25 protein-coding genes are annotated in these 19,444 nt (G+C 67.9%); 16 read left to right on the forward strand and 9 right to left on the reverse strand.

Features of this window, described 5'->3' with window-relative positions; genetic code table 11:
* Nucleotides 1–36 precede the first annotated feature (36 nt).
* Nucleotides 37–714, forward strand: a complete 678-nt coding sequence (locus tag J5837_RS01040) for a Fe2+-dependent dioxygenase (protein ID WP_210534866.1) — start codon at nt 37–39, stop codon at nt 712–714.
* Nucleotides 715–781: 67 nt separating this feature from the next.
* Complete coding sequence (locus J5837_RS01045; RefSeq protein WP_210534867.1) at nt 782–1,498, forward strand: PepSY-associated TM helix domain-containing protein; 717 nt, start codon at nt 782–784, stop codon at nt 1,496–1,498.
* Nucleotides 1,499–1,598: 100 nt separating this feature from the next.
* Here J5837_RS01045 and J5837_RS01050 read toward each other — a convergent pair whose 3' ends face one another.
* A complete protein-coding gene (locus J5837_RS01050) occupies nt 1,599–2,186 on the reverse strand; it encodes a HutD/Ves family protein (RefSeq protein ID WP_210534868.1) in 588 nt (195 codons plus the stop codon).
* A 235-nt stretch (nt 2,187–2,421) separates the two neighbouring features.
* A complete protein-coding gene (locus J5837_RS01055) occupies nt 2,422–2,772 on the reverse strand; it encodes a ComEA family DNA-binding protein (protein ID WP_210534869.1) in 351 nt (116 codons plus the stop codon).
* A 207-nt stretch (nt 2,773–2,979) separates the two neighbouring features.
* Here J5837_RS01055 and J5837_RS01060 point away from each other — a divergent pair, with 207 nt between their 5' ends.
* The 4 genes from J5837_RS01060 (at nt 2,980) to murU (ending at nt 6,554) form a co-directional block, all read left to right on the forward strand.
* On the forward strand, nt 2,980–4,470 hold the full coding sequence (locus J5837_RS01060; protein ID WP_210534870.1) for a M20 family metallopeptidase: 1,491 nt from the start codon (nt 2,980–2,982) through the stop codon (nt 4,468–4,470).
* A gap of 39 nt (nt 4,471–4,509) precedes the next feature.
* Nucleotides 4,510–4,770, forward strand: coding sequence for a GlsB/YeaQ/YmgE family stress response membrane protein (locus tag J5837_RS01065; protein ID WP_210534871.1), 261 nt, complete (start codon nt 4,510–4,512; stop codon nt 4,768–4,770).
* 75 nt (nt 4,771–4,845) lie between these two features.
* A complete protein-coding gene (locus J5837_RS01070; protein WP_210534872.1) occupies nt 4,846–5,844 on the forward strand; it encodes an aminoglycoside phosphotransferase family protein in 999 nt (332 codons plus the stop codon).
* Entirely contained in the window at nt 5,841–6,554 is a 714-nt protein-coding gene (gene murU / locus J5837_RS01075; RefSeq protein ID WP_210534873.1) for an N-acetylmuramate alpha-1-phosphate uridylyltransferase MurU, read from the forward strand. Before J5837_RS01070 ends, murU begins: the two co-directional genes overlap by 4 nt.
* 78 nt (nt 6,555–6,632) lie before the next feature.
* On the opposite strand, the gene hda is transcribed toward murU, so the two are convergent.
* The 3 genes from hda to J5837_RS01090 are packed head-to-tail and all read right to left on the reverse strand — an operon-like array spanning nt 6,633 to nt 9,584.
* Nucleotides 6,633–7,316: a DnaA regulatory inactivator Hda gene (gene hda, locus J5837_RS01080; RefSeq protein WP_210536098.1), complete on the reverse strand. Its 684-nt coding sequence runs from the start codon at nt 7,314–7,316 to the stop codon at nt 6,633–6,635.
* A 14-nt stretch (nt 7,317–7,330) separates the two neighbouring features.
* Nucleotides 7,331–8,497, reverse strand: a complete 1,167-nt coding sequence (locus J5837_RS01085; RefSeq protein ID WP_210534874.1) for an AI-2E family transporter — start codon at nt 8,495–8,497, stop codon at nt 7,331–7,333.
* Between the two features lie 16 nt (nt 8,498–8,513).
* The gene (locus J5837_RS01090) at nt 8,514–9,584 is read right to left on the reverse strand and encodes a DUF2066 domain-containing protein (RefSeq protein ID WP_210534875.1); all 1,071 of its coding nucleotides are present in this window, start codon (nt 9,582–9,584) and stop codon (nt 8,514–8,516) included.
* A gap of 249 nt (nt 9,585–9,833) precedes the next feature.
* Here J5837_RS01090 and purM point away from each other — a divergent pair, with 249 nt between their 5' ends.
* Genes purM through J5837_RS01115 form a run of 5 tightly spaced genes read left to right on the forward strand, consistent with a single transcriptional unit; the run spans nt 9,834 to nt 13,658 of the window.
* A complete protein-coding gene (gene purM, locus J5837_RS01095; protein ID WP_210534876.1) occupies nt 9,834–10,868 on the forward strand; it encodes a phosphoribosylformylglycinamidine cyclo-ligase in 1,035 nt (344 codons plus the stop codon).
* Between the two features lie 6 nt (nt 10,869–10,874).
* Nucleotides 10,875–11,495 (forward strand): DUF2238 domain-containing protein, encoded by a 621-nt coding sequence (locus J5837_RS01100; RefSeq protein WP_244755491.1) that lies wholly within the window; start codon nt 10,875–10,877, stop codon nt 11,493–11,495.
* Nucleotides 11,492–12,148: a phosphoribosylglycinamide formyltransferase gene (gene purN, locus J5837_RS01105; protein WP_342345487.1), complete on the forward strand. Its 657-nt coding sequence runs from the start codon at nt 11,492–11,494 to the stop codon at nt 12,146–12,148. The genes J5837_RS01100 and purN overlap by 4 nt, the downstream gene beginning before the upstream one ends.
* A 35-nt stretch (nt 12,149–12,183) precedes the next feature.
* A complete protein-coding gene (locus J5837_RS01110; protein WP_210534878.1) occupies nt 12,184–12,969 on the forward strand; it encodes a DUF3108 domain-containing protein in 786 nt (261 codons plus the stop codon).
* 8 nt (nt 12,970–12,977) lie between these two features.
* A complete protein-coding gene (locus J5837_RS01115) occupies nt 12,978–13,658 on the forward strand; it encodes a DUF3108 domain-containing protein (RefSeq protein ID WP_210534879.1) in 681 nt (226 codons plus the stop codon).
* Nucleotides 13,659–13,735: 77 nt separating this feature from the next.
* On the opposite strand, the gene J5837_RS01120 is transcribed toward J5837_RS01115, so the two are convergent.
* The 4 genes from J5837_RS01120 to J5837_RS01135 are packed head-to-tail and all read right to left on the reverse strand — an operon-like array spanning nt 13,736 to nt 15,972.
* On the reverse strand, nt 13,736–14,053 hold the full coding sequence (locus tag J5837_RS01120) for a hypothetical protein (RefSeq protein ID WP_210536099.1): 318 nt from the start codon (nt 14,051–14,053) through the stop codon (nt 13,736–13,738).
* The gene (murA, locus tag J5837_RS01125) at nt 14,053–15,309 is read right to left on the reverse strand and encodes a UDP-N-acetylglucosamine 1-carboxyvinyltransferase (protein ID WP_210534880.1); all 1,257 of its coding nucleotides are present in this window, start codon (nt 15,307–15,309) and stop codon (nt 14,053–14,055) included. The genes J5837_RS01120 and murA overlap by 1 nt, the downstream gene beginning before the upstream one ends.
* 40 nt (nt 15,310–15,349) lie before the next feature.
* Nucleotides 15,350–15,751: a GFA family protein gene (locus J5837_RS01130; protein ID WP_210534881.1), complete on the reverse strand. Its 402-nt coding sequence runs from the start codon at nt 15,749–15,751 to the stop codon at nt 15,350–15,352.
* Entirely contained in the window at nt 15,748–15,972 is a 225-nt protein-coding gene (locus J5837_RS01135; RefSeq protein WP_210534882.1) for a BolA family protein, read from the reverse strand. Before J5837_RS01135 ends, J5837_RS01130 begins: the two co-directional genes overlap by 4 nt.
* Nucleotides 15,973–16,024: 52 nt before the next feature.
* Between J5837_RS01135 and J5837_RS01140 the strand changes: the two genes are divergently transcribed.
* Genes J5837_RS01140 through lptB form a run of 5 tightly spaced genes read left to right on the forward strand, consistent with a single transcriptional unit; the run spans nt 16,025 to nt 19,408 of the window.
* Entirely contained in the window at nt 16,025–17,029 is a 1,005-nt protein-coding gene (locus tag J5837_RS01140; RefSeq protein ID WP_210534883.1) for a KpsF/GutQ family sugar-phosphate isomerase, read from the forward strand.
* A 58-nt stretch (nt 17,030–17,087) separates the two neighbouring features.
* Complete coding sequence (locus tag J5837_RS01145) at nt 17,088–17,636, forward strand: KdsC family phosphatase (RefSeq protein ID WP_210534884.1); 549 nt, start codon at nt 17,088–17,090, stop codon at nt 17,634–17,636.
* On the forward strand, nt 17,633–18,196 hold the full coding sequence (gene lptC / locus J5837_RS01150) for an LPS export ABC transporter periplasmic protein LptC (RefSeq protein ID WP_210534885.1): 564 nt from the start codon (nt 17,633–17,635) through the stop codon (nt 18,194–18,196). Before J5837_RS01145 ends, lptC begins: the two co-directional genes overlap by 4 nt.
* Nucleotides 18,174–18,689 (forward strand): lipopolysaccharide transport periplasmic protein LptA, encoded by a 516-nt coding sequence (gene lptA, locus J5837_RS01155; RefSeq protein ID WP_210534886.1) that lies wholly within the window; start codon nt 18,174–18,176, stop codon nt 18,687–18,689. The genes lptC and lptA overlap by 23 nt, the downstream gene beginning before the upstream one ends.
* A complete protein-coding gene (gene lptB / locus J5837_RS01160; protein WP_210534887.1) occupies nt 18,689–19,408 on the forward strand; it encodes an LPS export ABC transporter ATP-binding protein in 720 nt (239 codons plus the stop codon). The genes lptA and lptB overlap by 1 nt, the downstream gene beginning before the upstream one ends.
* Nucleotides 19,409–19,444: the final 36 nt, after the last annotated feature.

Here is a 19,444-nt window from a genome sequence, read left to right on the forward strand (position 1 = left end):
GCGGGGATTTCCCCGCCGCCCTGGTCGAGGAACGCCATGCTGCTGCACATTCCCGAAGTGCTGACCCGCGACGAACTGGCGCACATCCGCCAGGCGCTGGAAACGGCCGAATGGACCGACGGTCGCGAAACCGTCGGCGTGCAGGGCGCGAAGGTCAAGCGCAACGAGCAACTGCCCGACGCTTCGCCGCTGAAGGCCGAGCTCGGCCGGATGGTCTCTGCAGCGCTGGAACGCAATCCCTTGTTCTTCGCCGCGGCGTTGCCGCTGAAGACGCTGCCGCCGCGCTTCAACCGTTACGCCGGCGGCGGCGAATACGGCTTCCATGTCGATGGCGCCGTGATGCGGATCGGCGACGGCCAACAGCTGCGCTCGGACGTGTCATGCACCCTGTTCCTCGCCGAACCCGACGAATACGACGGCGGCGAACTGATCGTCAGCGATACCTACGGCGAGCACGAGGTCAAGCTGCCGGCGGGCGACCTGATCGTGTATCCATCCAGCAGCCTGCACAAGGTCGCGCCGGTCACGCGTGGCGCACGCCTTGCCGCGTTCTTCTGGGTGCAGAGCATGGTCCGCGACGATGCGCGGCGACGCATGCTGTTCGAAATGGATACGGCCATCGAAACCCTGCGCCGCGGCGATGCCGACCAGGGCGCGGTGCTGCAGTTGACCGGCGTCTACCACAACCTGCTGCGGCAATGGACCGAAGTCTGATCGCCCGGTCAATCTGCGCTCCGAGCATGCGTTCCTTCCTCCCTCTTTCCCGAAGCCCTTCCCTCGCATGAGCACGACCACCCACCATCGTCCGCACCGCTTCCGCAACGTCAGCTTCCGCTGGATGCGCCAGATCCACCTGTGGGTCGGCGCGTGGGGCGCGCTGGCCACCGTCGTCTACGGTTTCACCGGTCTGGTGTTGAACCATCGCTTCGGCGACAACGCCTGGCCGCAGGGCGACAGCGACGAAATCGCCAAGACCGCGCTGGTGGTGCCGGCGACCGCACGCACTTCGGCCGAGGCGCTGTCGCTGTGGCTGCGCGACACCCAGGGCCTGGATGCACAGGTCATCCGCAAGGGCTCGCCGGGCGGCGGCAACCGCGGCGGCGAACAACGCGCCAGGAACGGCGAACGCGCCAATGGCGCCGAGGCCGGCAAGCGCGGCGGCAACGACAGGGCCGGCGGTCAGCCGCCGAAATGGAATCTGTCCGGCGGCACCGCGCGCAGCTCATGGTCGCTGGAATACACCCCCGGCGGCGAAACGGCCGAACTGAAGCAGAACCGGCAAACCCCGCTGGCGGGATTGAACCGCCTGCACAAGGGCGTGGGTGGCGGCTGGGCGTGGATCGTGCTGGCCGACAGCTTCGCCATCGGCATGCTGCTGCTGGGCCTGTCCGGCCTGTGGATGTGGGCGCGTGGGCGCGGGGTGAAGCAGGTCTTCGTCAGCGTGCTGTTCGTCGGCCTGGTGGTATGGCTGGCGGTGTTCGTCCCCGCGATGCTGTAACCCGCTTCGTAGGAGCGCCCTTCAGGGCGCGACCAGGAGTTTCCCGGCACCGAAAAGATTTCGCTTAACGCGTCTTACGGTCGCGCCCTGAAGAGCGCTCCTACAATCGGGTCAATTTGATCGCCAATAGCTCGCCGCCGCCTTCCAGCAGGAAGCGGCGGCGTTCGTTTTCGCCCTGCAATATCGCCGTGTCGCCGGCCTCGAGCGGCGGCAGGGCGCTGGCTGCGTCGAAGCGGGCCTGCCCGGCCAGCAAGTGGATCGCCCAGGTCGTGTCCGGCTCGGTGAAGAACAGCATCGGCCCGACCAGCGGGCGATGCTGCAATTCGGCGGCCACCGCATCGCGCCGCCACATCAAATTGAAGTCGTGGGTCGGGCCGTCGAGCAATTCGCCGACCAGCGCGCGCTCCCCCGCGAAACGCAGGCGGTCGTGCGGCGGATGCAATTCGCGCACCTCGCCGTCGGCGAAGCGCAGGCGCAGGCCGTTGCCGCGCAACAGCACCAGCTCGCGCTCGATGCCGGGGAATGCGGAGAACGCCGCGTCCTTTTCGATCTCGGCGATCGACACGCGCCAGTTCCAGTCGTCGGCTTCGGGCTCGCGGATGATTTCGCGAGTCCAGCCCAGGCCGTTCTTCCAGCGCACGCGCCGGTATTCGTTGGCCGGCACGACGCGCGGGCCTGTGTCAGTCATGCGTTCCTTCCGGGTTTCGGGAGTTCAGGCAAAAAACATCGCCCGGCGCCTTGCGGCAACCGGGCGATGGTACTTCCCTGTGGGCTTCATGCCGATCCTGCCGGCGTCCTGCCCGCTACCGGCCGGGCCACGGCCCGGCGCATGGGTACATCCTTGTCGGCGTCCTGCCTGCTTTCCTCGGCTTCCTGCCCCTGCGGCCCGGCCAGCCTCCTGCTGTTCCGCGCCGTGGAAACCTTCAGCGCCGCACGAGGTGGCGCGGCCGCAGCGGCGCGGCGGTGGTGGAGGGCGCCGTCGACGGCTTCGCCGCCGGCTGGCCGCGGCCCACTTCGATGCGGTCGCGGTTCTTTTCCACCGTCTTCAGGCCGATGCCCTTGACCATCGCCAGTTCCTCGGCGCTCTTGAACGGGCCATTGGCCTTGCGATAGTCGACGATGGCCTGCGCCTTGGCCGCGCCGATGTTGAGCAGCACTTCGTCCAGCGTGGCGGCATCGGCGCTGTTGATGTTGACCTTGTCGGCGGCGAAGGCGCTGGTGGCCATCAGCAGGGACAGGGCGGCGGCTTTGATGAGGTTGGAAAAGAGGTTCATATGTGCATTCCTTTGGTTTGGGGATTCGATCCACCCGGTGCGATTCCGTTTCGCTGCCGGTGTGGACAGTCTCCTTGCCAAGGCAGGGCCAAGGTATCGCGTGAATGCCGCGTTTTCTGCCGGGAAATTCCGCGACTCCGTGTAGGAAAATTCCTACCCCCTCCCGCAGGGGTAAAATCGGCGGACTCCCGTTATGCTGGAACCCGCATGGACAACACCCGGCTCGACGCCTTCGTCGGCAAGCAATGGGACGATGAAATCGTCCCGCAACTGGTCGAATACATCCGCATTCCCAACAAGTCGCCGATGTTCGATCCCGACTGGGTCGCGAACGGCCACATGGATGCGGCGGTCGAGCTGATGGCCAACTGGGCGCGCAGCCAGCCGATCGACGGCATGGCCCTGGAAGTGATCCGGCTGGAAGGCCGCACCCCGTTGATCTTCATCGAGATCCCCGCTTCCGGCGCCGAGAGCGGGGACGACACGGTGCTGCTGTACGGCCACCTGGACAAGCAGCCGGAAATGACCGGCTGGGACGAAGGGCTGGGCCCATGGCAGCCGGTGCTGAAGGGCGACAAGCTGTTCGGCCGCGGTGGCGCCGACGACGGCTATGCGATCTTCGGCTCGCTGACTGCGATCCGCGCGCTGCGTGAGCAGGGCTTGCCGCACGCGCGCTGCGTGGTGCTGATCGAAGCCTGCGAGGAATCCGGCAGCTACGACCTGCCGGCCTATGTCGACCATCTCGCCCCGCGCATCGGCAAGCCGTCGCTGGTCGTGTGCCTGGACTCGGGTTGCGGCAATTACGAACAACTGTGGTGCACCACTTCGCTGCGCGGCCTGGCCGGCGGCAACTTCAGCGTCAAGGTGCTCAGCGAAGGCGTGCACAGCGGCGACGCTTCCGGCATCGTGCCGTCCAGCTTCCGCGTGCTGCGCGAATTGCTGTCGCGCCTCGAGGACGAGACCACCGGCCGGATCAAGGTCGAAGGGCTGCATGTCGAGGTTCCGGCCGAACGCGTCGAGCAGGCGAAGAAGGTCGCCGAAGTGCTGGGCGACGAGGTCTTCGACAAGTTCCCGTTCCTGCCCGGCATGAAGCCGATGAACGACGACCTGGGCGAGCTGGTGCTCAACCGCACCTGGCGCCCGGCGCTTTCGGTGACCGGCGTGGACGGCATCCCGCCGCTGTCGTCGGCCGGCAACGTGCTGCGCCCGTTCACCGCGGTCAAACTGTCGCTGCGCCTGCCGCCGACACTGGACGGCGCCAAGGCCGGCGAGCTGCTGAAGGACGTGTTGCTGCGCGATCCGCCGTACGGCGCGCAAGTCGAACTGAAGCTGGAGAAGGCTTCCAGCGGCTGGAACGCCCCGGCGCTGTCGCCATGGCTGTCGCAGGCCATCGAGGACGCTTCGCAGGCCGCGTTCGGCAAGCCGGCGATGTACATGGGCGAAGGCGGCACCATTCCCTTCATGGGCATGCTGGGCGAAAAATTCCCCGGTGCGCAGTTCATGATCACCGGCGTGCTCGGCCCGCATTCCAACGCGCACGGTCCCAACGAATTCCTGCACATCCCGATGGGCAAGCGGGTCACCGCCTGCGTCGCCCATGTCGTCGCGGCGCACCATGCCGCCAGCCTGCGCGGCGAGACCACCGGGGTCGGCGCGGTGGCCGGGGGCAGCGCGCACGGCGACCACGGCTGCTGCTAGGATTCGCTGGCCCCACCTCACCAGCCACAGGAGAACAACATGTTCGACAGCTTTCTCGGCTATCTGATCGGCGGCGCCGTCATCGGCATCCTGGCTCGCTTGATCAAGCCCGGCGCCGATCCAATGGGCTGGATTCTGACCATCTTGCTGGGCGTCGCCGGCGCCTGGCTGGGCGGCGGAATCATCGCTACCGCACTTGGCTTGACCAGCTCGCTGTTGATCTGGGTCGTTGCGATCGTCACCGCCATCGTGTTGCTGTTCCTGTACGAAGCCATTCGCAGCAAATCGGCGAAGAAGTAATTCTTCCCCATGCCGCATCGACGCCCCGCATCGCGGGGCGTTTTTTGTTTCCATCCGCTGGCTTACCCTTGCACGATGACCGAAGACCGCGAAACCGCCCGCCTCGACTGGGCCCGCCACGCCCTTGCCGATCCCGGCGCGCAATTGCAGCGCGCTTCGGTGGATGCCGGTTTCCGCAGCTACTGGCGCACGCACGGCACCGGCCCCAGCCGCATCGTGATGGATTCGCCGCCCGGCCAGGAAGACGTGCGCCCGTGGCTGCGCATGCGCGACCTGCTGGAAAACGGCGGCGTGCGCGTGCCACAGGTGCTGGCGCGCGACGTCGAAACCGGTTTCCTGCTGCTGGAAGACCTGGGCGGACCGACCCTGGCGCAGACCATCGACGCCGACAGCGCCGACGCGTGGTTTGCGCGCGCCATCGACGAATTGCTGAAACTGCAGGCGATCGCCCCGCCCGAAGGCATGGGCGAATTCGGCGAAGCGCTGCTGCAGCGCGATGCGGGGTTGTTCGAGGAATGGTTCCTCGGCAGGCACCTGGGCATCGCCCTGGATTGCGACGGCAGCGACAAGCTCGAATTGGTGCAGCGCCGACTGATGGACAACGCCTTGTCGCAAGCGCGGGTGCTGACCCATCGCGACTTCATGCCGCGCAACCTGATGCCGACCCTGCCGCAGCCGGCGGTGCTCGATTTCCAGGACTGCGTGCGCGGACCGGTCGCCTACGATCCGATCAGCCTGTTCAAGGACGCCTTCCTCAGCTGGCCGCTGCATCGCGTCGACGGCTGGCTGGCGCAATACCACGGCCGTGCGCAGGCGGCGGGGTTGCCGGTGCCGCCGTGGCCGCGGTTCCTGCGCGACGCCGACTGGCTGGGCGTGCAACGGCACCTGAAGATCCTCGGCATCTTCTGTCGCCTGCACTATCGCGACGGCAAGTCGAAATACATCGCCGACCTGCCGCGCTTCATCGTCTACCTCGAGGAAGTGCTGCCGCGTTACCGCGAGCTCGATCCGCTCGCCGATTTGCTGGAGAACACCATCAAGCCGGCGCTGCGCGCAAAGGAAGGCGACGCGTGAAGGCCCTGATCTTCGCCGCGGGTCTCGGCGAGCGCATGCGTCCGCTGACCAACACCACGCCGAAGCCACTGCTGCCTGCCGGCGGCAAGCCGCTGATCGCGTGGCACCTGGAAAAACTCGCGGCCATTGGCGTGCGCGAGGTGGTGGTCAACACGTCGTGGCTGGCCGAACAGTTCCCGCAGACGCTCGGCGATGGCGCCGCGTGGGGCTTGCGCATCGCCTATTCCTACGAAGGTCCGCATCCGCTGGAAACCGGCGGCGGCATGTTGAATGCGCTGCCGTCGCTGGGCGACGACGCACCCTTCCTGCTGGTCAACGGCGACGTGTGGACCGATTACGACTTCGCGAGACTGCCTGCCGAACCCGCTGGCCTCGCACACCTGGTGATGGTCGATCCGCCGGAATTCGCGCCGCGCGGCGATTTCCACCTGTCGTCCGCGGGCCTTGTCACCAGCGATGGCGAACCACGCCTGACCTACGCCGGCATCGGCGTCTATCGCCCCGCCATCCTGCAGGGCTGGCGCGAACACACGACGGTCGCGTCGGCCGATGAAACCCCGCCGCGTTTCCCGCTCGCCCCGATCCTGCGCGCGCACATGCCATCCGGCGCGATCACCGGCGAGCGCCACGATGGCCGCTGGACCGACGTGGGCACGCCGCAGCGGCTGGCGGAACTGGATGCCGTGCTGGTGTCGAGCGGCGTTTTGTAGAGACATTTGCCCCGCGATTCGGCGTAGGGTGGGCCTTGGCCCACCTTTCTGCACCGGCGCGGCGGACCTGGGCGCGCCCTACGATCTCGTTTCGATCACCTGCCGCAGGAACGGCACGGTGACCCGGCGCTGCGCCGCCAGGGAGGCGCGGTCGAGCCTGTCGAGCAGGCCGACGAGTGCGCCGAGGTCGCGGTCGGTACGGGTCAACAGCCAGTCGATCGCGGCTTCTTCCAGCACCAGACCGCGGCGCTGCGCGCGATCGCGGAGCACGGCGCGGCGACCGTCATCGTCCAGCGGCGCCAGCGCGATGCGCACGCACTGCTGCAGGCGCGAACGCAGATCGGGCAAGGCCAGCGCGAGTTCGTCCGGCAGCGCCTGCGCGGTGTACAGCACGCTGGCGCCACGGCTGCGGGCGCGATTGTGGAAATCGAACAGGGCAACCTCGTCGTCGCGATTGCCGACGATCTTCTCCAGCCCGTCCAGCGCGACCACGTCGTGGTCGTCCAGGGTCTGCAACGCCTCGCCGGCGCGACCCGCGGCGGCGGCCAGCGGCAGGAATGCGGCGCGGTGTCCGGCCTGTTCCGCCGCCGCACACAGCGCCAATGCCAGGTGGGTCTTCCCGGTCTTGGCGGCACCGGCCAGGAACAGCCAGTCCGCACCGGGACGCTCGGCCAGCGCCTGCAACTGCGCCAGCGCCCCGGCGGGTGCGGCGACGAACGAATCGAAGCGCTGGTCCGGCGGGTAGCGCAGGGCCAGCGGCATTTGCGGCGTGGCGGTCACTTCGTGGAGTCTTGGTTGCCCGGCGCAGGCGGCAGCGCGCCGTCGTCGATGAAGGTGTCCAGCACGATCCGCGGATGTTCGCCGGCGTACAAGTGGCTTTGCGTGTAGCGCTCGTGCGCGTAGCGCAGCAGCACGTTGACCACCGCCGCCAGCGGCAGGCCCAGCAGCATGCCGAGGAAACCGAACAGCTGGCCGCCAGCGAGCACCGCGAAGATCACCGCGACCGGATGCAGGCCGATGCGATCGCCGACCAGCTTCGGCGTCAGCAGGTAGCTTTCGATCACCTGGCCGACGCCGAACACCGCCAGCACTCCGGCGATGTGTTTCCAGTCGCCGTACTGCATCAGCGCGGCGAGCACGCCGAGGACCACGCCACTGGTCGGGCCCAGGTACGGTACGAAGGTCAGCAGGCCGGCGATCAGGCCGATCAGGATGCCGAGGTCCAGGCCCACCACCCACAGGCCCAGTCCATACATCACGCCGAGGATGATCATCACCAGGAACTGCCCGCGCAGGAATCCGCCGAGCACCTCGCTGGATTCGCGCGCCAGCCGGCTGACCGTGTCGATGTGGTCGCGCGGCACCATCGCCGCGATGCGCCCGACCAAGAGGTCCCAGTCGCGCAGGAAGAAGAAGGTGATCACCGGGATCAGCAGCAGGTTGGCGACCCAGCCGAATACCGCCATGCCCGAACGCGACACGTAGCCGAGCACCGTGGTGGCGACGCCGCCGGCCTTCTCCCAGTTGCCGCGCACCAGTTCGATGATGTGGTCGAAGTCCAGCCACACCGACAGCTTCATGCCCACGCGCTGTTCCAGCCACGGCAGCGCGGTGCCCGTCAGCCAGGCCTGGTAGCGCGGCAGGGACTCGACCAGCGTGGCGATCTGGCCCTCGATGATCGGCACCAGGATCAGCAAGGCCACGGCCAGCACCAGCGCCATCGCCGAGAACACCAGCACCACGGCGGTATTGCGCGAACGGCCCTTGGCTTCCAGCCAGTCGACCACCGGGTCGCCCATCCACGCCAACAACGCGGCGACCGCGAACGGCGTCAGGATCGGCGACAGCAGCCACACCACCCACAGCACGCCCAGGCCCAGCGCCGCCCATTGCAGGCGACGCAGGAAAAGCGCGATTTCCTGTTGCGATTCGTCCGTGGTCATGGCGGGCGGCCGAGCCTTATTTCATCCGGTACACGGGCGGGTCGCCTTCGCCGCCCACGAACGGCGCGTCGTCGCCGACCATGCGCTTGAAGCCGGGCAGTCCGCTGACCAGGTCGAGGTTCACTTCGTAAGTGTCGCCGTGCGCGGCGACGGGGGTGATCTTGCGCACCACCGCCATGCGCTGCAGCGCGGCGCTTAGGCGGATGTAGTCGTCGGCGCTGTCCAGGCCGGTGAATACCACCCGATAGCTGCCCGCAGGCCCGGCGCTGCCGCGTTTGGCGTAGCGCTTGATCAGGGCGTCGGCGGCGCCGTCCGCGCCGGCGGCCATGGCCCGGCGTGCATCCGGATCGCTGGACGACCACTTCGACAGCACCTTGCCGCCATCGACGAACACCCAGTCGGCCTTCCAACCGCTGCCGGCGCGGTACAGCTTGCCGACCAGTTGCATCGGCGGGCTGTAGCGCGAGGAGGCCCGCGCGACCGCGGCCACGTCCTGGCGCCAGATCGCGCCGACCACGGCCTGTTCAGCGGCGTTGCCGGCCGGCAGGCCGAGCGCATAGCCGCGCGTCTTGGCCTGGTTCAAGGCCGAGCGGGCCGCATTGGCCTGCCCCAGTCCAACCAGGCGCGGGCCGCTGCCGTCGTCGATCGCCAGCCACAGGACCGGCTTGGGCCGCGGTTCCGGCCAGATGCCCAGGCCCAGCACGCCGGCCAGTTCGTTGACCGCATCCGGCTTGAACCGCGCCACCAGCACGGTGCCGAAGGTCGGCGCACCGCTCGGCGACACGCCCTGGTCCTGGCGGAAGTCGTAGCTGTCCACGTAGTCCTTGGCGTTGCGCAATTCCGCGCCCACCCCGGGCCTGGCGGTCACGTTGCGGTCGCCGGTGAGCTTGGCCAGCACCTTGCCCAGCGCGCGGGCCAGGCCGCTGTTGCGGTCGGATTCGCCCTGGCCGTTGACCGGCACTTCGGTCTGGTAGATGCCTTGCGCACCGGCGACGTCGCCTTCGGTGCGCAGGCCGGTTTGCGCCGAGGCCGTGGCCGCGGACAGTGCGATGAGGGTGGCGATGGCAGCAGCGAAGATCCGGCGCATCCAGCTTCCTTTTGAGCCCCGGTTTGGCGCCGGGACGACGGGGAATTGTTGCCCGAATGGCCCCGGAGCGCCAATCCGGGCCATTCAGGTGCGAAGACGTGCCCTGCAGGCGAGGAGGTTCGGCCAATGAGAAACCCTCGGCTACTCGCCTGCCCGGCTTGCCGCAGCACGCTCCAATTCGCCAAATCCGCAAAATTCGTCGCCGCGCCTTAAAATTGCTCGAATCCCTCCGCCGCTCCGGCCCGCCCCGTGACCCAACCCACCGCCCTCACCTACCGTGACGCGGGCGTCGACATCGACGCCGGCAACGAAGTCGTCGAACGCATCAAACCGCTGGTCCGGCGCACGATGCGCCCCGAAGTGCTGGGCGGCGTCGGCCTGTTCGGCGGCCTGTTCGACGTGTCGAACAAGTACAAGGAACCCGTGCTGGTTTCCGGCACCGATGGCGTCGGCACCAAGCTGATCCTGGCCAAGCAGCTGAACCGCCACGACGGCATCGGCATCGACCTGGTCGCGATGTGCGTCAACGACGTGCTGGTGCAGGGCGCCGAGCCGCTGTTCTTCCTCGACTACTTCGCCACCGGCAAGCTCGACGTCGAGACGACCGTGAACGTGGTCGCCGGCATCGCCAAGGGCTGCGAGATCGCCGGCTGCGCGCTGATCGGCGGCGAGACCGCCGAGATGCCCGACATGTACCCGCCGGGCGAATACGACCTGGCCGGCTTCACCGTCGGCGCGGTGGAGAAATCGAAACTGGTCGATTCCAGCAAGGTGCGCGAAGGCGACGTGCTGGTCGGCATCGCTTCCAGCGGCCCGCATTCCAACGGTTATTCGCTGATCCGCAAGATCCTGCAGCGCGCGGGCAACCCGCTGGACCTCGACCTCGGCGGCGTGAAGCTGGCCGACGCGCTGATGGAGCCCACGCGCATCTACGTGAAGCCGGTGCTGGAACTGCTGGCGAAGCACGACATCCACGCGATGGCCCACGTCACCGGCGGCGCGCTGGTCGAGAAGATCATTCGCGTCGTGCCCAAGGAATTCGGACTGGAGATCGACACCTCCTCGTGGCCGCTGCCGGCGGTGTTCGACTGGCTGCAGCGCGAAGGCAACGTGCCGCGCGAGGAAATGTGGCGCACCTTCAACTGCGGCGTCGGTTTCGTGCTGATGCTGGCGCCGGGCGACGTCGCGGCGGTGGAAGCCGACCTGGATCGCCTGCAACTGGCGCATTGGCGCATCGGCCAGGTGGTGAAGGCTTCCGGCGACGAGCGACTGAAGATCGGCTGAGCCGGCATGACGCGCGCAAAAAGGGTCGCCTTCGGGTTGACGCTGGCCGTCTTCGCAGCCAGCTGGATCGCACCCCGCTGGCCGCTCGAACAGGCGATGCACAGCAGCCTGACCGTGGTCGGCCTGCTGTGGCTGTGGCGGCACGAGCGGCGGTGGCCGCTGCGCCCGGTCCACTTCGTGCTCGTCTGCGCCTTCATCGTCGCGCACTGCGTCGGTGCGCGCTGGCTCTATTCCCAGGTCCCTTACGACGCGTGGCTGCAGGCCGCCTTCGGCTGGTCGCCGACCGCCACTTTCGGCTGGCAACGCAACCACTACGACCGGCTCATCCACCTGATGTACGGAATCTGCCTGACCCCGGCCGCATGGCACTGGCTGCGCCAACGCTGGCCCCGGCTCGCGCCGGGCCATGCGTTCGCGATCGCGACGATGCTGATCATGTGCACCAGCCTGGTTTACGAATGGCTGGAATGGGGCATCGCGCTGGCCATGTCGCCGGAAGCCGCCGAGTCCTACAACGGCCAGCAGGGCGATCCCTGGGATGCGCATGCCGACATGCTGCTGGCGACCTTGGGCGCGCTGCTGGTGTGGCCGTTTGCACGTGCCGAGCGCAAGGAAGCATCCGCGTGACCGCGCGCCTGGCCATCCTCGCCTCCGGCCGCGGCAGCAACCTGCAAGCGATCCTCGACGCGATCGCCGCGGGCGCGCTCGACGCACGGGTCGTCGGCGTGTTCTCCGACAAGCCGGGGGCGGCGGCCCTGCAGCGGGTCGATGCCGCGTTGCGCTGGAGTGCGGACGCGAAGACATTCGCGTCGCGCGAAGCGTTCGATGCCGAACTGGCCGAGGCCGTCGCCGCTTCCAAACCCGACTGGGTGGTCTGCGCCGGCTACATGCGCATCCTCGGCGACGGCTTCATCGCCCGCTTTGCCGGCCGCCTGCTCAACATCCATCCCTCGCTGCTGCCGAAGTACAAGGGCCTGCGCACCCATGCCCGCGCCCTGGAAGCCGGCGACGCCGAACATGGCGCCAGCGTGCACTTCGTCGTGCCGGAACTGGATGCCGGCACGGTGGTCGCCCAGGTTCCCATCCCGGTGCTGCCGGGCGACACGCCGGAAACCCTCGCCAGCCGCCTGTTGTCGCGCGAGCATGCCTTGCTAATCGCCGTTCTCCGGCTCGCCGCGGCTGGCCGCATAACTGAACAGGAGGGCACCGTATGGCTCGACGGTCACCCCCTATTAAATCCCCTGCAGCTAGATTGCACCGGCACGTTGGCGGCCCGCTGATCGCCGCACACCCCCCAACTCCCCGAATTCCCCCAATGACCCGTTTTGCCACTTCCCGAACGACGTTGGCCTTGGCCGCGCTGGCCTTGCTGGCCGGCACCGCCTTCGCCGCAACCGACGACACCACGCCGCCGGTCGCTACGACCGTGGCCGCACCCGTGGCCCTTTCGCCCTTCGTCGCCAGCTACCAGGCCTACAACGCAGGCGACCTGGCCGGCACCGCGGTAATGCGCCTGGTCAAGCGCGGCGGCGACCTGTGGCGCGTGGACATGGACGTGAAAGCCGATGCCGGCCTGGCCGGCCTGGCCGGCATTTCCCTGCAGCAGAGCACCGCTTTCCGCAGCAGCGATGGGCTGAGTTTTGTCCCGCTGGGGCAGAGCACGATGAAGAGCGCGGTGTTCTCGAAGAAGCTGTCCACCGGCGTGTACGACTGGAAAAACCATGTCGCGCGCTGGAGCGGCGACGTCAAGGATTCGCGCAAGGCACCGGTGTCGTTGCAGGATGGCGACCTCAGCACGCTGCTGTTGAACCTTGCGGTGATCCGCGACGCACAGCCGGGCAAAAGCCTGAACTACCGTTTGGTCGACGACGGCCGTGCCCGCGAACAGGCTTTCGCGGTTTCCGCGCAAACCGAGATCGTCGCCGTTGGCGAGCTGAGCTACGACGCCCTGCGGATCAACCGCGTCAACGGCGGCAACAGCGAAACCGTGCTGTGGGTGGCCGCCGGCGTACCGACGCCGGTGCGCATCCTGCAACGCGAAGACGGCCAGGACAAACTCGACCTGCGCCTCGTGCAATACCAGGGAGCCACGTCGCAATGAACGCAACGATGAACATCCGTTTCCCGATCCGCTTCGCCGCCGTCGCCGCACTGGCCGCCGCCAGCTTCCCGGCGCTGGCGCTGCAGCCTTTCAGCGCGCAGTACCAGGCCAGCTACATGGGCATGTCGGCGAGCGCGCAGATGCAGCTCGCGCCGGCCGGCGGCAATCGCTGGTCCTACAGCCTGAACATCCGTTCCAACGTCGGCGAGTACCTGCGCAGCACCACGTTCGACGAAAACGGCGGCCGCCTGCGCCCGCTCGACCACAGCGAAAAGACCAGCGTGCTGATCAAGCGCAAGTCGTCGCAGGCCACCTACGACTGGAACGCGCGCCAGGCCACGTGGACCGGCGACGTCAAGCCGGACCGCGCCGGCCCGGTACCGCTGCAGCCCGGCGACACCAATGCGCTGCTGGTCGACCTGCAACTGGTGCAGGACATCAACGCCGGCAAGCCGCTGAACTACCGCTCCGTCGATGGCGGACGCGCCAAGGCGATGAAGTTCGTGGTCAACGGCAAGGAGAAGATCCAGGTCGCCGGCCAGCAGCGCGATGCGACCAAGGCCACCTACAGCAACGACGACAAGCAGATCGTGGTCTGGGTGGTCAGCGGCATCCCGGTGCCCGCACGCATCCTGCAGCGCGAGGACGGGCAGGATTCCATCGACCTGCGCCTGAGCTCGTGGAAATGACGGCGAAGCGTTTCGCCGGATAGCGAAGAGCCCGGCCAGGCCGGGCTTTTTCATGGGCGCGACGCAAGGCCGCGGAACTACTTGGTTTCCGGCTTGATCACCGTCCGGCAATCGACCCGGATGGCTTCGCCGCTGCCGCGCCATGCGTAGGCGCTGCATTGGCGCGGGCCTTCCTCGGTCTTCTTCACCGTCACCGCGTAGAACGACTGCAGGATTTCCGACTCGGTCACTTGGCCGTCGTTGTTCCAGTCCATGTCCTTGGTCGCCATGCCGCTGATCCCGGCCGCGCCGGTGAAATGCAGCCACGCCACCGCGGCCAGCAACAACACCACCAGGACCAGCAGCGCGCGCCGGCGCGCGCTGAAACGCGGGCGCCCGCCGGGCGCGGGGGCGATCACGCCACCCTCCGGATCTTCGCGCCGAGCGCACCGAGCTTCTGCTCGATGTTCTCGTAGCCGCGATCGAGGTGGTAGATGCGGTCGATGACGGTATCGCCTTGCGCGACGAGGCCGGCCAGGATCAGCGAAGCCGAGGCGCGCAGGTCGGTGGCCATCACCGGCGCACCGCTCAGCTGGCCCACCCCGCGCACCACCGCCGTGTGCCCGTCCACGCGGATGTCCGCGCCGAGACGCAGCAGTTCGTTGACGTGCATGAAGCGGTTTTCGAAGATCGTTTCGTTGATCACGCCGACGCCTTCGGCGATGCAGTCCAGCGCCATGAATTGGGCCTGCATGTCGGTGGGGAACGCGGGGTGCGGCGCGGTGGTGATGTCCACCGCCTTCGGCCGGCGGCCGTGCATGTCCAGGGTGATACGGTCGGCTTCGGTCTCGATCTCGGCGCCAGCCTCGCGCAGCTTGTCCAGCACCGCGTCCAGCGTGCGCGGACGCGCGCGGGTTGCAACGATGCGCCCGCCGGTCATCGCCGCGGCGACCAGGAAGGTGCCGGTTTCGATGCGGTCGGCCACCACGGCGTGTTCGCAGGCACCGAGCCTGTCCACGCCTTCGATGGTGATGGTGTGGGTGCCGGCGCCGCTGACCTTCGCGCCCATCGCGTTGAGGCAATCGGCGAGGTCGACGATCTCCGGTTCCATCGCCGCGTTTTCCAGCACGGTGGTGCCGTCGGCCAGCGCGGCGGCCATCATCACGTTCTCGGTGGCGCCGACGCTGACCATCTGGAACACGTGCTTCGCGCCCTTCAGCCGGCCGCTGCTGCGGGCCTTGATGAAGCCGTGGTCGACGGTGATTTCCGCGCCCAGCGCCTGCAGGCCCTTGATGTGCAGGTCCACCGGGCGCGAGCCGATCGCGCAGCCGCCCGGCAGCGAGACTTCGGCATCGCCGAACTTCGCCAGCAACGGCCCCAGCACCAGCACCGAAGCGCGCATGGTCTTGACCAGTTCGTACGGCGCGACGTGACTGTTCACGCTGCTCGGATCGACGGTCATCGCGTCGCCCTCGTGGACCACGCCGGCGCCGAGGCCGGCCAGCAGCTTGGCCGTGGTCAACACGTCGTGCAGGCGCGGCACGTTGGTGATGCGCACCGGCGCATCGGCCAGCAGGGTCGCGCACAGGATCGGCAGCACCGCGTTCTTGGCGCCGGAGATGGCGACCTCGCCGTTGAGGACCTGGCCGCCGGTGACGATGATTTTCTGCATGGGGTCGCGGATGCTCGTAGGGAGTGGGAAGCCGGACCGCTCAGGGCCGGGTGTCGTGTTGCGGCGAGTCGTCGTGGATCGCGTACCAGTCGGCCTTCGAGCCGGTGAAGATGTGCATGAAGCGCGGCGCGCCGATGTCGGTATCCAGCGTGCCGATCCGCATGCGCAGCAGGTCCGGTTGCGCCGGCCTGCGGCTGTACAGCGGCGAAGCGCATGTCCGGCAGAAGACGCGGAACACGCCCGGCGACGATTCGTATTCGGCCAACAGCTCGTCGCCGTGCAACAAGCGGAAGGCATCGGTGGGGACTGGCGCCACCGCGGCGAATGCCGAACCGGTGACCTTGCGGCAACGCGAACAATGACAGAACACGACGCTGTCCAGCGCACCGTCGATTTGGTAGCGGACGCCGCCGCACAGGCAACTGCCGGCGAGCATGCTCATTCGTCCGGCGTCAGGGTTTTCAACTGCAATGCGTGGATCGCACCGCCCATCAACTCGCCCAGGGTGGCGTAGACCAGGCGATGGCGGGCCAGCGGCAGCTTGCCGCGGAAGGCTTCGCTGACCACGGTGGCCTCGAAATGCACGCCGTCGGCGCCCTGGACCTCGGCGCGGGAGCCTGGGAGCCCCTTTTCGATCAGTTCACGGATGGTTTCGGCGTCCACCGGGCTTTCCGAATAAAATGAACGGTCATTCTAACCCCGGGCCATCGCCTGCATGTCCTCGTCCCTGCCCCACATCGTTGCAAGCGACGACGCCAATCTGGCGGCCAGCGGGCGGCGGGTGGTCGAAATCGAGGCCGAAGCGTTGCAGGCGCTGGGCGGACGCATCGACGGCGCCTTCAGCGAGGCCTGCCGGCTGATCCTGGCGTCGAAAGGCCGCGTGGTCGCCACCGGCATGGGCAAGTCCGGGCACATCGCGCGCAAGATCGCGGCGACGCTCGCCTCGACCGGCACGCCGGCGTTCTTCGTGCATCCAGGCGAAGCCGGGCATGGCGACCTGGGCATGATCACCGATGCCGACGTGGTGCTGGCGCTGTCGTATTCGGGCGAATCCGACGAGGTGCTGGCCCTGCTGCCAGCGCTGAAGCGGCAGGGCAACCTGGTCGTGGCGATGACCGGACGACCGGAGTCCTCGCTGGCCCGCGAAGCCGACGTACACCTCGACGTCAGCGTGCCCGCGGAAGCCTGCCCATTGGACCTGGCCCCGACCAGCAGCACTACCGCCAGCCTGGCGATGGGCGATGCGCTCGCCGTGGCCTTGCTGGAGGCGCGCGGCTTCACCGCCGACGACTTCGCCCGCTCGCATCCGGCCGGCAGCCTCGGCCGCCGCCTGCTGCTGCACATCACCGACGTGATGCACGCCGGCGACGACGTGCCGCGGGTCGGCCTCGAGGCCACCCTGGGCGAAGCGCTGGTCGAAATGAGCCGCAAGCGCCTGGGCCTGACCGCGATCGTCGATGCCGATGGCCGCCTGCAGGGCATCTTCACCGACGGCGACCTGCGCCGTGCGCTGGACAATCCGGGACTCGACGTCCGCGCCGCGAAGATCGCCGAAGTGATGACCCGCAACCCCAAGACCATCGCCGCGGACCAGCTGGCCGTGGAAGCCGCAAGGTTGATGGAAACGCACCAGATCGGCGGCCTGATCGTGGTCGACGGCCAGGGCCGCGCGGTGGGCGCCTTGAACATTCACGACTTGTTGCGGGCACGCGTTGTCTAAAGGAAGGGGCGGCGTTCCGCCCCGACCGGCCGTCCTCCCACTCCGACCGATCCAGCCGATGCCCCACTCCCATCTCTCCGACGTCACCCCCGACCTGCTGGCCCGCGCGGCGAAGATCCGCCTGGCCTGCTTCGACGTGGACGGCACGCTGACCGACGGGCGCATCTTCCTCGATGCCAGCGGCGTCGAATCCAAGGCCTTCGACGTGGCCGACGGCCAAGGCATGATCCAGCTGCGCCGCTTCGGCATCCGCATCGCCCTGATCACCGCGCGCAACAGCCAGGTTGCGCTGAAGCGCGGCGCCGAACTGGGCGCCGACACCTACATCCATGCCAAGGACAAGCTGGCCTGCGTGCGCGAACTGTGCGACAGGCACGGACTGGCGCTGGACGAGGTGTCCTTCATGGGCGACGACCTGCCCGACATCCCGCCGCTGCGCGCGGTCGGCCTGGGCGTGGCGCCGGCCAACACGCATCCGTGGACGCGACCGCATGCGCGCTGGCTGACCCGTGCGCGCGGCGGCGAAGGCGCGGCGCGCGAACTGTGCGACCTGCTGCTCGCGGCCCAAGGCCACGTCGATGCCGTGCTGCGGGAGCTGACCGCATGAACTGGCGGCTGTGGCTGGGCGTCGCCTTGCTGGTCGCCGCGCTCTTTTCCGGCTGGTCGGCATGGAAGCACCGCTCCGGCAACGCCGCCGCCGAAACGCCGCGCTTGCGCCCCGACTACGTGATGCGCGACTTCGAGATGATCAGCCTCGACGACCGGGGCCAGGAAGCGATGACGCTGAAGGCGCCGCTGATGCAACGCAGCCCGACCGACCAGACCTATACGATCACCACGCCGCTGTTCCTGCTGCCGGACCCCAAGGGCCAGCCATGGGAATTGCGGGCGCAGACCGGCTGGGTCAGCGCCAAGGGCGAGGAATTGCGCCTGCGCGGCGGCGTGGTCGGCAACAGCCCGGCGGGGTCGCAGACGCCTACCGAGTTCAAGACCACGCATCTGAACGCTTTCCCCAGCCGGAACCGGATCGCCACCGATGCCGCCGTCACGATCGTCCAGCCCGGTTCTATACTGAGCGGTACAGGTTTCGAAGCCGATACCAAGACCAAGCAGTACTCCTTCAAGTCCCAGGTCCGCTCCCGCTATGTCCCCCAATCCGCGCGCTAGCGCCCTCCTGTTGTCCTTGTTGCTGCTGGCCCCGGGCCTGGCATGGGCGAAAACGTCCGACCGCAACCAGGACATGACCATCGAATCGGATGGACAGAACGGCGACCTCAACGATAACGGCACCAACGTCTGGACCGGCAACGTGCTGCTGAAGCAGGGCACGCTGAGCATCAATGCCAGCCGCGCCGAGCTGCGCCAGCGCAACGGCGACCCGTCGTACGCCGTGCTCACCGGCAAGCAGGTCAAGCTGCGCCAGCAGCTCGACGACGGCAGCTGGATGGACGCGACCGCCGACCGCATGGAATACGACCTGAGCGGCGAAGTCATCACCTTCATCGGCAACTATTGCGTCAAGTCGGACAAGGGCTCGAACTGCGGGCAGAAGATGGTCTACAACACCAAGACCAGCGGCATCCAGGCGGGCGGCGACGGCAGCCGCGTGCGCACGGTGATCAAGCCCAAGTCCGCGCAACAAACCAAGGCAAAGCCCTGATGCTGGCCGCCCAGGGATTGCGCAAGCGCTACAAGCAGCGCGAGGTGGTGAAGGACTTCGGCCTGACCCTGCAGCCGGGCGAAGTGGTCGGCCTGCTCGGCCCCAACGGCGCCGGCAAGACCACCTGCTTCTACATGATCGTCGGCCTGGTCGACGCCGATGCCGGCAAGATCGAACTGGACGGCCGCGACATCACCGCCGAACCGATGTACCGCCGCGCCAAGCTCGGCGTGGGCTACCTGCCGCAGGAACCGTCGGTATTCCGCAAGCTGAGCGTGGCCGACAACATCCGCCTGGTTCTGGAACTGCGCGACGACCTGGGCGCGGACCAGGCCGAACGGGAACTGGAATCCCTGCTCGACGAGCTGCAGATCGGCCACGTCGCCAACCAGCTCGGCGCCAGCCTGTCCGGCGGCGAGCGCCGCCGCGTCGAAATCGCGCGTGCGCTGGCGGCGAAGCCGCGGCTGATGCTGCTGGACGAACCCTTCGCCGGCGTCGACCCGATTTCCGTCGGCGAAATCCAGCGGATCGTGAAGCACCTCAAGGATCGCGGGATCGGCGTGCTGATCACCGACCACAACGTGCGCGAAACCTTGGGAATCTGCGACCGCGCGTATATCCTGAACGAAGGCAGCGTACTGGCACAGGGATCGCCGGAGGCGCTGCTGGCCGATCCCGACGTGCGTCGCGTCTACCTGGGCGAAACCTTCCGCCTGTGACGCGGCGGCACGGCCGCCGGCCGTGCCTCGCCACGT

Origin of the sequence: Pseudoxanthomonas helianthi, assembly GCF_017939625.1 — a bacterium.
Taxonomy (GTDB): domain Bacteria; phylum Pseudomonadota; class Gammaproteobacteria; order Xanthomonadales; family Xanthomonadaceae; genus Pseudoxanthomonas_A; species Pseudoxanthomonas_A helianthi.

Excerpts from the sequence above, each read along its gene's own strand:
- J5837_RS01045 (WP_210534867.1), top strand. The coding sequence starts at position 782 with ATGAGCACGACCACCCACCATCGTCCGCACCGCTTCCGCAACGTCAGC.
- J5837_RS01100 (WP_244755491.1), top strand. The coding sequence starts at position 10,875 with ATGACGCGCGCAAAAAGGGTCGCCTTCGGGTTGACGCTGGCCGTCTTC.
- murA (WP_210534880.1), bottom strand. The coding sequence starts at position 15,309 with ATGCAGAAAATCATCGTCACCGGCGGCCAGGTCCTCAACGGCGAGGTC.
- J5837_RS01145 (WP_210534884.1), top strand. The coding sequence starts at position 17,088 with ATGCCCCACTCCCATCTCTCCGACGTCACCCCCGACCTGCTGGCCCGC.
- J5837_RS01115 (WP_210534879.1), top strand. The coding sequence starts at position 12,978 with ATGAACATCCGTTTCCCGATCCGCTTCGCCGCCGTCGCCGCACTGGCC.
- J5837_RS01050 (WP_210534868.1), bottom strand. The coding sequence starts at position 2,186 with ATGACTGACACAGGCCCGCGCGTCGTGCCGGCCAACGAATACCGGCGC.
- J5837_RS01065 (WP_210534871.1), top strand. The coding sequence starts at position 4,510 with ATGTTCGACAGCTTTCTCGGCTATCTGATCGGCGGCGCCGTCATCGGC.
- J5837_RS01130 (WP_210534881.1), bottom strand. The coding sequence starts at position 15,751 with ATGAGCATGCTCGCCGGCAGTTGCCTGTGCGGCGGCGTCCGCTACCAA.
- J5837_RS01090 (WP_210534875.1), bottom strand. The coding sequence starts at position 9,584 with ATGCGCCGGATCTTCGCTGCTGCCATCGCCACCCTCATCGCACTGTCC.
- lptC (WP_210534885.1), top strand. The coding sequence starts at position 17,633 with ATGAACTGGCGGCTGTGGCTGGGCGTCGCCTTGCTGGTCGCCGCGCTC.
- lptB (WP_210534887.1), top strand. The coding sequence starts at position 18,689 with ATGCTGGCCGCCCAGGGATTGCGCAAGCGCTACAAGCAGCGCGAGGTG.
- J5837_RS01140 (WP_210534883.1), top strand. The coding sequence starts at position 16,025 with ATGTCCTCGTCCCTGCCCCACATCGTTGCAAGCGACGACGCCAATCTG.
- J5837_RS01085 (WP_210534874.1), bottom strand. The coding sequence starts at position 8,497 with ATGACCACGGACGAATCGCAACAGGAAATCGCGCTTTTCCTGCGTCGC.
- J5837_RS01110 (WP_210534878.1), top strand. The coding sequence starts at position 12,184 with ATGACCCGTTTTGCCACTTCCCGAACGACGTTGGCCTTGGCCGCGCTG.
- lptA (WP_210534886.1), top strand. The coding sequence starts at position 18,174 with ATGTCCCCCAATCCGCGCGCTAGCGCCCTCCTGTTGTCCTTGTTGCTG.
- J5837_RS01055 (WP_210534869.1), bottom strand. The coding sequence starts at position 2,772 with ATGAACCTCTTTTCCAACCTCATCAAAGCCGCCGCCCTGTCCCTGCTG.
- J5837_RS01070 (WP_210534872.1), top strand. The coding sequence starts at position 4,846 with ATGACCGAAGACCGCGAAACCGCCCGCCTCGACTGGGCCCGCCACGCC.
- J5837_RS01060 (WP_210534870.1), top strand. The coding sequence starts at position 2,980 with ATGGACAACACCCGGCTCGACGCCTTCGTCGGCAAGCAATGGGACGAT.
- J5837_RS01040 (WP_210534866.1), top strand. The coding sequence starts at position 37 with ATGCTGCTGCACATTCCCGAAGTGCTGACCCGCGACGAACTGGCGCAC.
- hda (WP_210536098.1), bottom strand. The coding sequence starts at position 7,316 with ATGCCGCTGGCCCTGCGCTACCCGCCGGACCAGCGCTTCGATTCGTTC.